The organism is Alcanivorax profundi (assembly GCF_003597125.1).
Lineage (GTDB): Bacteria > Pseudomonadota > Gammaproteobacteria > Pseudomonadales > Alcanivoracaceae > Alcanivorax > Alcanivorax profundi.
In genome coordinates, this window is the sequence record NZ_QYYA01000001.1 from 851,588 (window position 1) to 864,512 (window position 12,925).

General features: G+C 55.6%; 6 protein-coding genes and 1 pseudogene. 1 reads left to right on the forward strand and 6 read right to left on the reverse strand.

Annotated features, from left to right (window positions below):
• Positions 1 to 51: 51 nt before the first annotated feature.
• Both D4A39_RS04010 and D4A39_RS04015 read right to left on the reverse strand, forming a co-directional pair.
• Positions 52 to 3,162: an efflux RND transporter permease subunit gene (locus D4A39_RS04010; protein WP_022984133.1), complete on the reverse strand. Its 3,111-nt coding sequence runs from the start codon at positions 3,160 to 3,162 to the stop codon at positions 52 to 54.
• A complete protein-coding gene (locus D4A39_RS04015; protein WP_022984134.1) occupies positions 3,162 to 4,241 on the reverse strand; it encodes an efflux RND transporter periplasmic adaptor subunit in 1,080 nt (359 codons plus the stop codon). The genes D4A39_RS04010 and D4A39_RS04015 overlap by 1 nt, the downstream gene beginning before the upstream one ends.
• Positions 4,242 to 4,713: 472 nt before the next feature.
• Here D4A39_RS04015 and D4A39_RS04020 point away from each other — a divergent pair, with 472 nt between their 5' ends.
• Complete coding sequence (locus D4A39_RS04020; protein WP_081703581.1) at positions 4,714 to 5,364, forward strand: AraC family transcriptional regulator; 651 nt, start codon at positions 4,714 to 4,716, stop codon at positions 5,362 to 5,364.
• Positions 5,365 to 5,903: 539 nt separating this feature from the next.
• On the opposite strand, the gene D4A39_RS04025 is transcribed toward D4A39_RS04020, so the two are convergent.
• The 4 genes and pseudogenes from D4A39_RS04025 to D4A39_RS04040 form a co-directional block, all read right to left on the reverse strand.
• Entirely contained in the window at positions 5,904 to 9,032 is a 3,129-nt protein-coding gene (locus tag D4A39_RS04025) for an efflux RND transporter permease subunit (protein WP_119917530.1), read from the reverse strand.
• Positions 9,029 to 10,768 (reverse strand): efflux RND transporter periplasmic adaptor subunit, encoded by a 1,740-nt coding sequence (locus tag D4A39_RS04030; RefSeq protein WP_022985554.1) that lies wholly within the window; start codon positions 10,766 to 10,768, stop codon positions 9,029 to 9,031. Before D4A39_RS04030 ends, D4A39_RS04025 begins: the two co-directional genes overlap by 4 nt.
• Positions 10,758 to 12,053: a TolC family protein gene (locus D4A39_RS04035; RefSeq protein WP_022985555.1), complete on the reverse strand. Its 1,296-nt coding sequence runs from the start codon at positions 12,051 to 12,053 to the stop codon at positions 10,758 to 10,760. The genes D4A39_RS04030 and D4A39_RS04035 overlap by 11 nt, the downstream gene beginning before the upstream one ends.
• 724 nt (positions 12,054 to 12,777) lie before the next feature.
• Positions 12,778 to 12,912, reverse strand: a pseudogene (locus D4A39_RS04040) (Cd(II)/Pb(II)-responsive transcriptional regulator); the annotation flags it as partial.
• Positions 12,913 to 12,925: the final 13 nt, after the last annotated feature.

Consider the following 12,925-nt stretch of genomic DNA (forward strand, 5'->3'; position numbering starts at 1 on the left):
CTGGACGAGAAGACGCCCCCGCATGGCAGGGGCAGAGAAGTGGCCAGGGAGTTAACCGGGTGGTTTTTTTGGGGATCTGATGGCCAGTATCAGCGCTGTCAGCGCTGCCAGGAAAGAGACGGTAACTATCGCACTACCTAACAGCCCGAACAGCACGATGGCCCCGACCCCCCGGTACAATTCCGTGCCTTCTCCCGGTATCAGTACCAGCGGTGCCAGACCGCAGACAGTGGTGATCGTGGTCATGGCGATCGGCCGCAGTCGGGTGGCCACGGCATCACTCACGGACTGGGCGGCAGACAGCCCATTGCGCAAATTGACCGTGGCTTCATGGACGATCAGGATCGGGTTGTTCACTACCGTCCCCATGAGAATCAGGAAACCCAGCATGGTGATCATGTCGAAGGGCTGGCTGATCCCCGCTGCATTCATCAATGCCAGCCCCAGCAACCCGCTGGCGATCCCCAGGGGAATGGTCGTCATGATCAGCAGCGGGTAACCCCAGTGCTTGAAGATTGCCACCAACAACAAATACACCAGCAGCAGAGCGACCACATAGTTACCGCTGAGTGACTCCTGGGTGGCCTGCAGTTGATCGCTTGCCCCTGACAGGCTGATGCTGATCGTATCCGGAATGATGCCGTCGTCTCGCAGGCGCTGCACCATGGCGCGGACTTCGTCCACGCCGGTTTCCAGCGGCACACTGCGTGGCGGAATGATGTTGAGTGTCACCGTCCGGCGGCCATTCACACGCCGCACCACGCTGGTGTCCACGGTTTCCTGCAGGTCGGCTAGCGACGACAGGGGCACGGTGGCGCCAATCGGGGTATGCACCGGCAGGCCGGGCAGGGTGGTCAGCGAGGGAGTGGTACCGGTGCGCTGGCTGTAGGCATAAATATCAATCTTGTCATCGCCGAGGAAGAACTCGTCCAAAAAGGCCCCATCGGTGAGCGCCGCCACGGTATAGCCCAGATCCTGGGTGGTAAACCGGACTTCGGCTGCCCGCGACCAGTTGGGACGCACCTCGATAAGCGGCTGGGCCAGTGACAGGCTGGCGGGTTGTGACTGGATGCGCGGGTTCTCGAAAACGGTTTCCGCCTCGCGATAAAGGGTGCGTGCCACCTCATAGATTTCCGCCAGATCCGCACCGGCCACATCCAGCGTCACGCTGCGGGTACCGCCATCATTACTGGAGATGATCGACCCGCGTGCGGCAAAGGCACGCATACCCGGGTATTGACGATACACCCGGGTAATCGCATCCATCATGGGCTCCATGTGGGCGGGATCCATGGGCTCGGCGATGATACGCAGGCCGTCGGCGGCGACCCCCATATTCATGTACTTCAGCGGCGGCATGGGCAGGGTACCGTTATCAAAATCCGCCGGATCTGCCCCTACCATGGGCAGAATTTGTGCCTCCACTTCATCGGCGATGGCAATCATGGTGTCCAGGTTATAGCCGGGTGGGGCGCTCATGGCCGCGAAGGTCTTGGGCTCTTCCCCCTCCGGCAGATACTCCGCCGGCGGTGTCAGCAACACCACGATGGCCGTTGCCGCCAGAATCGTCACGCCCACCGTGGCCAGTTGCCGCGGGCGGGTGGCAGACAGCGCTGCTGCCCAGCCCTGGATGGTTCGCATCCAGCGGCTGTGCTGGCCGTCATGGTTCATCACGGCAGAAAAATCTAGCCGGGCAGAGAGGGTGGGGATGACGGTCATCGCCACCAGCATCGAGACCAGAATCGAGGCAGAGACGGCAATGGCGATATCCGAGTACAGCTGGCCGGCTTCTTCCTGAATAAAGACCACCGGCAGGAACACCAACACCGTGGTCATGGTCGACGCGAACACCGCTGGCCAGACTTTCTGGATGCCGCTTACGGCTGCCTTGAACCGGTCCAGCCCCCGGCGTCGTTCCATCTCGATGCTCTCCAGCACCACAATGGAATTGTCCAGTGTCATCCCAATGGCAAAGGCAATACCCGCCATGGAAATCACATTAATGGTGCGGCCAGCCAACAGCAGGCCAAGAAAAGCCGCAATAGTACAGATGGGAATACCGATCACGCCCACCGCGGTGATGCGTACCGAGCGCAGGAACAGGAACATCACCAGGGTCGCAAAGACCGCGCCGATGCCCAGATTGGTCCACACATTGGCCACCGAGGCTTCCACGTAGCGCACGTCATCGGACATCAGCGTCATGTCCATGCCTGCGGGCTCCAGCACTTCCTGGCGAATCAGTGCGACTTCCTCAAGCATGTCCTGCTTGATATCAATCACGTTGGAGCCGGTTTCCCGTCGCACCGCCAACATGATCACGGCGTTACCGTTGAAACGGGATATCTGGCGCACCGGGTAGTGGTCCATCACCACGGTCGCCACATCGTCCAGTCGAACCACGGAATCGCCCTGGCGCTGCAGGATCAGATTGTTCAGATCTTCCAGTGAATCAAAGCGGCCCACGGTGCGCAGCAGATAGCGGCGCTTGCCACTGTCCACTTCGCCACCGGACACATCCCGGTTGCGGGTGCGCAGGGCGTCACGCACGTTGACCACCGTGAGGCCAAACTGGGCCAGCGCCTGGGCATCAAGCAGCACCTGAATCTGCCGCTCCGCGCCACCACGCATTTCCACCATGGACACACCCTGAACGCTTTCCATGCGAGCGCGCACTTCGTCATCAATAAAGTCACGCATCATATCCATATCCAGACCACGGGGATTGCCGGGCCGGGGATAGACGCTGAAATACATGAACGAATTGCTGGAGAATGATGACGACAGAATGCGGGGCTGATCGACGGTATCCGGGTAGGCCGGCACCTGACTTAACGCATTATTTACGCGGATCAGTGCATCAGTAATATCCACACCGAAAGGGAATTCCAGCTCGATCTCGGCTTCGCCGCTGTAGGCCGTAGCGGTGAGACGGCGCAGGTTGGGCAGGTTGCGAAGGTATTCTTCCTGCTCAATCAGAATTTCCTTTTCCACGTCTTGGGGTGTCGCGCCAGACCAGCGCGTCAGCACCGAAATCGTTCGCACCTCAAGATCAGGAATCATCTGCACGGGAATGCGCAGGGCGGCAAGCACGCCGAGCAGGGTGATGATCAATACAATCACCGTCATCAGGGTGCCATTGCGTACAATTTTCTCGAACATTATTGGGCCACCAGCACGGCATCGCCTTCGCGCAAGCTTTCATTGCCGCGTATCACCACCTGATCCCCCTGGCGCAAGCCGTCGGTCACGATCACCGGATCGGATTGGCCCGGCCTCACCTTGATGGCCCGGCGCTGCGCGACCAAACCGTGCTCCTCATCCTCAACCGCCAACCATACGGACACATTGCCCTGTACATCACGAAGCAGGGCATCACGCGGTACCACAGGTTCTGCCTGTTGCGATTGAATCGCCAGAGTGCCGAACACCGCCATCCCTGGCGTCAGCCCCTCGGCGTCTACACTGGCGCGCAAGGTAAAGGTACGCGCAGACGGGTCACTTACCGGCACAATGGCTGCAATGCTGGCCACAATCCCATCCGCGTCATCCGAGAGGCCGGAGAGGGCGTTTTCCTGGCGAACGGTGAGGGCGGTTTTAGAAGAAATCTGGCTGTAATAGCGCTGTGGAACCGCAAAATCCGCGTGTAACTGGCCGGTGCCGACCAGATCGAGTACCGGAGTGCCGGGGGTGACCCATTCGCCAACTTCAGTGAGTTTTCCGCTGATCACCCCGGAAAAAGGCGCTTTCAGCGTGTGGCGTGCCAATAATGCCTGTTGCCGGCCCACGTCCGCCTGGCTGGCCGCCAGAGCCGCCTTGCCGGCCTCAACCTGGGCTTCCAGACTACGCACCTCACTGGCAGCAATACTGCGCTTGGCAATCAGGCTGCTGGCCTCAGCAAGCTGACGTTCCAGATCTGCCAGCGTTGTCTGCTGCTGTTTGAAGGTCGCTCGTGCCTGTTGCAGCGCCAGACGATTCAGTTCCGGATCCAGCTCCAGTAGCACGTCGCCGGATTCCACACGGGAGCCAATATCCACATGAAGACGACTCACGAGGCCGGATACAGAGGGAGAAAGTCGAGACGCCTGATCAGCAGCCAGCGTACCGTTGATGAGCAATTCGCGCACCGGCTGCTGCATTTCGACTGGAGCCACGGATACCGGCACAGGATCAGCCGCCAAAACAAAACAAGGCAACAAGCCTGTCACCAGCCAGGTCGAGCGCAAGGCACGCAGCAACATCAGAACTCCGTCAGCAATTCATGCAGAAAGTAAAAACCCCGTAGTAGCAGCGATTAAACGGGTCATGGGCAATAGATGCAAACCCGAATCGTTAATGTTTACAGGCTTTGCCGGTAAGTCGGTTGAAGCGGAGGGAATGTGCAATATGAATATGCAGGTGTGTACCTTGTCTTGTGGTGGAATCCCAATGACTGCGCATAATGTATATTATGTTAAATTAAATCTTTGTCGCTACATCAGCGTCTCAAGACTCTTGGCCGACCAACTAAAGATCTAAACTATTTCAAGACAAGGGCTAAACTTACAACTGAAGGCCTAAAGTCGTCGTAACATCCACGTAAAGCCCTAAAGTCGTCACACTGCTCTGGGGCTTCTTCTCCTGCCCTCTGTTCTAATGCATGGCAGCTCAAGTCTGGCTGAAAACCCAAAGAGTGAATCGGTCGGGTCCTACCACTGGTAAGGCAGGATGTGATTGCTGCCGGGCAGTTCATCGCTTCGCTTTGACATGCATCTACCATTGAATATCCCCCAAGCGCAGGGATTAGAACAAAGTATCGGGCGTATATTTCGGATGGCTCAGGCTTTTGCCAACCGAAATATACGAATTCGCGGAGTTTCTTTTCCGCATGCTCCCATTTCCGAGAAAAGAGTCTACCGTCGGTATTTCGGTGTCCCTGTCTATTTTTCTCAAGCGTTTGCTGGCATTCATGCCGAACACAGCGAACTTCAAGCTGAACTCAAATCCAGTAACTCAGTCATTCACCGTCTAGCCCTCGATTACATCGATAAAAATATCGCACCAGTCGCATCGGGGCTGAGTGAACGTGTTCGCCAGACACTGCTACTGACAATGGGAACAGGCAAAGGCACTAAAGCAGAGATTGCAAGCATTCTAAAAATGCATCCTCGGACACTCCAGCGCCACCTCCACGGTGAAGGTGAAAATTTCGAGATTATTCGAGAGGATGTTTACAAAGCTGCTGCTTTGCGTTTTTTGCGTGATTCCGATCTCCCACTGAAGCAAATAGCTAGTTTGCTAGGATTTTCAGAGCACTCTTCACTTACTCGGGCCTGTAATCGTTGGTTCTCAGCTTCACCCGCTCAAATACGGGCAAGTAAATAATGTCTGGTGCACGTTAATGGATTTAGCCCGGCCGAGTTGGAGTTTGGCGGCCGCGATTACTCGCCCTTATTTCGGCTTTAGAGGATTTGATGGCGATAAGAATCAGGCCGCCGCTTGGCTTAGTGCACCAAGGCGTATCTTTATATCTTAAATGGATCCTCACCGTTTGTGATGTGTAAAATCAGCCATGATGCAGCACAGTTCTTGAGGGCTAAGCATGCAGTGTTTTTTTAGCTGCAAATACTACGACATACCTGTTTAGTTTTGGTCCGCCGTTCAGCCCGGAGGTAAATGGTGCCATCTTGAGGGTTGGCAGACAAACGTGCAAAATCCCCCAAAAACATCGTAACCTATTGTTCTATAGAGAAATAAGTTATTGCCCCTGTGACTCTCTACCACAACCAGCCATCCATAGGGCATCTGGACATGACTATTCGTTTCGGGGGGGTATCGCAGCCCCCCCCCCCAATTATCAGTGCCGGATCAGCAGCTGATCCAGCGCCAAGACTAGGAGATTACCACCCAAGCTTTACGCTTGGTCAATCCGGATTCCTATCACGTCGTTGCATCAGCAGATAGGCTGCGGGCAGCACGAAAAGTGATAACAAAGGTGCTGTTACCATCCCTCCTACCATGGGTGCAGCAATGCGGCTCATGATCTCGCTACCTGTGCCTCCCCCCCAGAAAATCGGAAGAAGGCCGGCAATAATAACAGCTACAGTCATCGCCTTAGGTCGAACACGTAATACCGCGCCATCACGGATAGCACCCATCAAGGCAGCTTCACCCTTTTGACCCTGCTCCTGTCTCTCCTGCCACGCCTGCTTTAGGTACAGCAACATGATCACGCCAAACTCCGCAGCGACACCCGCCAGGGCGATGAAGCCGACACCAGTAGCCACTGACAGGTTGTAGTCCAGCAGATACAAGAACCAGATACCACCGGTCACCGCGAACGGTAGCGTCGCCATAATCAGCAAGGCTTCACCGACACGGCGAAAGGTCAGGAATAACAGTACGAAAATAATCAGTAAGGTCGCCGGTACCACCACTTTTAGCCTCGCATTGGCCCGCTCCAGGAACTCGAACTGACCGGCAAAGGACAAGCTGACCCCCTCTGGCAACCTGACTCCATCATTCACTGAGGCACGTAGATCATCCACTACCGAGGCCAGGTCACGCCCCCGAACATCGATATACACCCACCCAGACAGTCGGCCATTCTCACTTTTTAACATCGGCGGCCCATCGGTAATCTTGATATCCGCCACGGTTCCGAGGGTAATTTGTTTTCCTTCGGGAGTGACTATGGGCAAATCGCGTAAGCGATGCACCGTGTCGCGCCACTCGCGAGGATATCGAAGGCTGATCGGGTAACGCTCCAGCCCTTCCACTGTCTCACCGATGTTTTCACCACCAATCAAACCACTGACCACCGACTGAATATCCGCGATGTTGAGGCCATACTGAGCCGCAATGCCACGCCGAATATCGATATCCACATAACGACCACCAGTCAACCGTTCAGCCAATGCTGAGGAGACACCGGGTACTTGTTTGGCTACCTGTTCGATTTGACGGCTCACCTGGTCAATGATCTCTAGGTCATTACCCGCTACTTTGATGCCAATTGGGCTCTTGATGCCAGTGGCAAGCATGTCGATACGATTGCGTATCGGAGGAATCCAGATATTTGCCAGTCCAGGCACGCGTACAATACGGTCCAGCTCTTCGACAAGCTTCTCCGTTGTCATGCCTTCACGCCATTGGTCCTTGGGTTTGAAACGGATGGTGGTTTCAAACATCGTCAATGGTGCAGGGTCAGTCGCTGTCCGCGCACGCCCCGCCTTGCCGAATACCTGCTCCACCTCAGGCACCGTTTTGATCAACCGATCGGTCTGCTGTAGAAGCTCGGTAGCTTTTTGTGCTGACAAGCCTGGTAAGGCACTTGGCATATACAGCAAATCGCCCTCATCCAGCGGTGGCAAAAATTCACCACCAAGCTGACTTAGCGGCCAAAAGGCGGTAACAAAAACTAAACCGGCAACCAGCAAGGTGGTTTTCGGCCACGCCAAGACTCGCTCTAGTACGGGTTGATAACAACTAATCAAAAAGCGACTGATTGGATTACTTTCCTCGGAAGGTATCTTTCCCCGAATCCAGTACCCCATTAACAGTGGAACCAATGTCACCGATAGGCCGGCTGCCGCCGCCATAGCCCAGGTTTTGGTAAATGCCAGTGGGCCAAATAGCCGCCCTTCCTGTGCTTCCAAGGTAAAGACAGGAATAAACGACAAGGTAATAATTAGCAACGAGAAGAACAGCGCTGGCCCCACTTCGACAGCTGCTTGCTCTATGACTCGCCAATGCGCATTACCAGTCAGAGATTGCCCTGGGTTATCCCGATGCCAAATCTCAATTTTCTTGTGAGCGTTTTCGATTAACACCACTGCTGCATCCACCATAGCGCCGATAGCGATAGCAATGCCGCCAAGCGACATGATATTGGCATTGATACCCTGGTAACGCATCACAATAAAGGCAGCAAGGATTCCCAGCGGTAGGGAAATGATGGCCACCAGTGACGAACGCAAATGGCCAAGAAACAATACGCACACCAGTGCAACTACAATGAACTCTTCAATCAATTTGTAACTGAGGTTTGTTACCGCTCGATCAATCAGCTCACTTCGATCATAGGTGGTGACGATCTCAACCCCTTCCGGCAAGCTTTCCCGCAGTGTCTCAAGTCGCTCATGCACGGCAGATAGCACGGCGCGGGCGTTCTTGCCTGAACGCAGAATGACGACCCCGCCGACGACTTCCCCTTCACCGTCCAGCTCGGCAATACCACGCCGCATCTCCGGACCAAGGCGAATCTGCGCCACATCTCCAAGCTGTACTGGCACTCCATCAACCAGTTTTAGTGGGATTTTTCGGAAATCCTCGAGTGACTGAAGGTAGCCACTGGAGCGCACCATGAACTCCGCTTCGCCCAGCGTCAGCACTGCTCCCCCGGTTTCCTGGTTAGCTTGTTCTATCGCCTTGCGTACTTGTTGATGACTGATCCCATGGCTGGCGAGTTTGACCGGGTCAGGGACTACCTGATATTCACGTACCATGCCGCCTATGGTTGCCACTTCTGCAACGTCAGGCAGAGTCTGCAGCTCGTATTTTAGAAACCAGTCCTGTATCGAGGTTAGTTGCGATAGATCATGCTGGCCGGTGCGATCGATCAATGCGTACTGATAAATCCAGCCGACACCGGTAGCGTCTGGCCCAAGTGATGGTCGTGCTGTACGCGGCAATTCAGACTGGACCTGACTAAGGTATTCCAACACCCGTGAGCGTGCCCAATACAAGTCGGTACCATCTTCAAACAACACGTAAACATAACTATCACCGAAGAACGAGTAACCACGTACTGTGCGCGCACCTGGCACGGCCAGCATGGTGGTGGCAAGTGGATAGGTAACCTGTTTTTCCACCAGCTGCGGTGCCTGACCTGGGTAACTGGTGCGGATAATCACCTGTACATCGGACAGATCCGGTAAAGCATCTACGGGGGTATTGTTGATAGACCAGATCCCCCACGCACTCATGAACAGCGTCGCCAGCAGCACCAAAAATCGGTTAGCCAACGACCAGCGAATCAGGGTAGCGATCATGGTGCAACCTCCTGTTTGTCGAGAGACACCACAGTCAAGCCATTATCGGTATCTTTGACGCCGACGCGCACACGATCGCCCACTGCTATATCGCTGGCCACCTGTTCGCTGGCAAGACGAAAGCGCATGGTCATGCGAGGCATACCGAGCGTCTTAAAAGGACCGTGTTTAAGCTTGACCTTGCCGTCGGATAGCCCCTCGATAACCCCCTCGGCGTAATGCAACGAATTCACTTGGGTGTCTTTTTGTTCCGCCACCTGCTTTTCTAGGCGCTCCACAATCAACCCTTTGTCTGTATCACGAATGCCAATGCGCACGCGATCACCTACCGATATCCCTTTGCCTACTTGTTCATTCGCCAGGTTAAAACGCATGGTCATGGCAGGCATGGACAAGCTCTTGAAAGGGCCATGGTCCAGCATTATTTTGCTGCCATTCAGTTGCTCGACAACACCTTCGGCATAGTGCAGTGCGTTCATCATTTCCGTCTCATCTGACATAGCCAGCTCCTGAACGGCAATGCCTTGCAGGCTGGCTTCGGAATCGAGCAGGAACTGACCACTGACAACCACCTTCTGGTCTTCCTTCAGCCCTGCCAGGATCAGCGTTTGGTCTCCCAGCTCGCCCCCCGGCAACACTGCCTGCGGACGATATCGACCCTCCCCCTCATCAAGCATCACCAGGCTGCGCTTTCCTGTATGCAATAAGGCTGCGGTTGGTACGGCCAATGCTTTCTGTGTGGCTTCGCCATGAATGCGTACCTGAGCGCTCATGCCCGGACGCAGATCACCCTCGTCATTGGACAAGGTCACTCGCACCGGCACAGTTCGGCTGGACTGATCCACCAGAGGCAGAATGTCGGCAACTTGCCCCTCACGCAGTGCTGGCTTCACTCCTTGAACGGTCACGTCAACAGCGTTACCACTACTGACTTGCCCCAATTGGCGTTCCGGGACTGCTATCTCCACCCACACGGGGTTGAGTGACTGAATCTCCGCCACGGGAGCACCGGCCGACAGCGTCATGCCAGCACGAGCATTGAGACTGCGTATCACGCCATCATGCGGAGCTGTCACCGTCCAGGTTTCCAGCGGTTTACGTTGGCGTTCAATACTTCGGATCAGGGATGCAGGCATGCCCAATGACAACAGGCGCTCCCGCCCGGCGACGATCAGTTCGTTGTTGCCGCTGCCGAGCACGGCCAGCCATTCATGCTGAGCTCCAGTCCAGGCCGGAACTCTCAATTGCATCAGCGGCTGACCACTGGAGATAGTGTCGCCCTCAGCCAGAGGCCAGACCTTGTCTACGAAGGAAGGCGCGGGGCTTTGCAGGCGTGTCAGGGCGCGGTCGTTGTAAGCAATCAACCCCGTGACATCAAGCTGAGATTGTGACTGAGCCACGACCACCGAGGCACTGCGAATTCCCAGATTTTGTACCATGGCTGCATCAATACGGACCGTTGGCTGATCGCTATCATCACCACCATTGGCATAACGGGGCACCAACTCCATATCCATGAAAGGTGAGGGCCCGGGCTCGTCAAAGTGCTGCTGGGGATACATAGGGTCATACCAGTACAGCACTTCCTTTTCATCCGCTTTGCTGTTGGTTTCACCGCTGTCCATCGCCATCGATATACTGCTCTGCGAAGGGGTGACGTAACGGCCCAAATATATTCCGGCTAGCAACAACAGCGAGGCAGCCAAACCGATCAAGGCATTGCGTTTAATGTTCATTATCTTGCTCCTCGCCCACCATGCCGTGGTGGTCGTAGGTAAAATGGAGGGCGGCTGCCTGCTGGTCATACTGCCCGCTGAGATCAATCTCCTTCAGTTTGGCGTCCAGCCATTCGCTACGTGCCCGTACAAGATCGGCCAAACTGCCATCACCGCCGCGCCAAGCGGCCCTAGCCAATCCCACTTTCTCTTTTGCCAGAGGCACCAGTCGCTCCCGTTGCCGGGCAAGCGTGCGTTCCAGGCGTTCATATTCGGCCAGATCGCTCTGCAGCATCGCTTCATGTTCGCGACGTACCGCCTCTGCACGAGATTCCAGTGCTTGCCACTCAGCTTCCGCCGAGGCAATGCGAGGCCCCTGGCGCGACCGGCTGAACAATGGCAGGTCCACATTGACCTGTAGCATCGCCATGTCACTGAATTCTTCACGATTCATATAAGCCAGAGTTAAAGCCCAGTCCGGCTTCTTGGCGGCACGAGCCTCGTCCGCGTTAGCCTGGGCGACAGAAGCCTGACGCGACGCTATCTCAAGTTCAGGGTGCTTATGCAGGCTATTCAGTAACTGTTCAGCATTGATGGCGAAATCAGGTGCTTGGCCAGCCGGTGATTGCCGGCCGGCTTCCCCCAGCCAGCGTATTAAACGAGCCTTAGCCTGGCGTTGCCTGGCCAGAAGAGCATCTCGCCGATCCAGTAATGTCACGGCTTCCTGCCTGGGTGCCACGCTATCAATAGCCTTTCCTTGACCCGATGAAAGCCGGGCACGCACTGCCTTGTCGAACAAACGATTTTCAGCAATGAGTTCTTCCAGCAGGACTAGTTGACGATCCAGAGTGTGGAGCTCAATCCAGGCTTGAGCGGTCTGACGCAGCACGGCCAGACGAGTGGCCTCTTTCGTGGCCTCCGTTAAGCCGATTTGCTGTCTGGCACCTTCTGCCCTTGCTGTGCGTTTGCTGCGATTGGGGAAACGCTGGGTTACACCAATACGCTGCATGGTCATGAAATCACTCGACAGGCTGTAACGATCGGCGCCATCCACAGGTACATTGTCGAGGCCAAGAATCAGGGTGGGATCGGGCAAAGCATCGGCAGGCCCTTCTGCCTGCTGAGCGGCCTCGACGCGGGCCGATTCCGCCCGCAATTCCGGTGATTGACGTAAGGCGAGCTGTAGCGCCTGATTAAAAGTCAGGCCTTCTGCCCCAAACGCCTGGACACTAGCTAGCAGCAGGGAGGGCGCTAGCCAGCCGAGTGCGCGCCGATACCGGCCGGCGCTCAGAAATATCCAATACATGTGTCACTCCAACACGGATCATGGCGCGCAACGCGCCCTCAGTGGGCCCAGACCAGGCCGGACCCCGAAAAGATCAGTGAGAAAGTGCTAGAGGCGGTCGCCAGATGGTAGATAAGGCAAGGGGGAGATAGAGAGGGTTAGAAAAATGAGGGGTAGCCGGATTTGCTGCCTGAAAAGAAACCGCCGGAGCCGTATTCATGATCGAGAGCTGCCCAGCATGGCACTCCTGGCCAGGCTTGCAAACCGGGCCGCTGTGCGTGTTGGATTGACCATCCAGACAACAATCGTTTTGTGGCATGGCGGACATCATGCTGCAACGGTCATCCATGTCTGCCTGCATCATGGTTTGTTCCATGGGGCAAGGCTGCGCCAATTGCACCGCTGCCATCCCCTGCAAGGAGATGCTAAGCAGAAATAGGCAACTAATGAAAAACCGAGCAATAAACATATGGTGTCAGCATAGTCCGAAGCAATGTGCTATTAACAACATAAACCTTGGGGTAGCCCCCATGTCAACGTTTAATATTGAGCTATGTAACTATTGATCGCCAGCTCTGCTCCCTCTGGCATGCTCTTCTCTACGCCACAGCCTTCAATAGCATTACTTGATGAAGCGTGAAAGTGTCTCTCGATGCCATTCCAGGCGCCTGTTGGCATGCTGGGTACCGAGGCTTATGTCGACAGGTGGCGGCGTGGTTAAGAACTATAAAATCGACACTTTGATCTATTGCGGTTGTAAGATGCCCTCGCTGATGCCAGCAAGAACCCCGCAAGCATCAACTTCACGGCCATCGTTGCACCTCGCTCTCAGGGAAACGAGTTGCTTCTCAAGCGATTGCAAAGCCGTTATCTGCGACCGCGCATCAGCAGAC

Coding starts and splice junctions, on each gene's coding strand:
- D4A39_RS04010 (WP_022984133.1), bottom strand. CDS start 3,162: ATGTTCGAGAAAATTGTACGCAATGGCACCCTGATGACGGTGATTGTA.
- D4A39_RS04015 (WP_022984134.1), bottom strand. CDS start 4,241: ATGTTGCTGCGTGCCTTGCGCTCGACCTGGCTGGTGACAGGCTTGTTG.
- D4A39_RS04025 (WP_119917530.1), bottom strand. CDS start 9,032: ATGATCGCTACCCTGATTCGCTGGTCGTTGGCTAACCGATTTTTGGTG.
- D4A39_RS04030 (WP_022985554.1), bottom strand. CDS start 10,768: ATGAACATTAAACGCAATGCCTTGATCGGTTTGGCTGCCTCGCTGTTG.
- D4A39_RS04035 (WP_022985555.1), bottom strand. CDS start 12,053: ATGTATTGGATATTTCTGAGCGCCGGCCGGTATCGGCGCGCACTCGGC.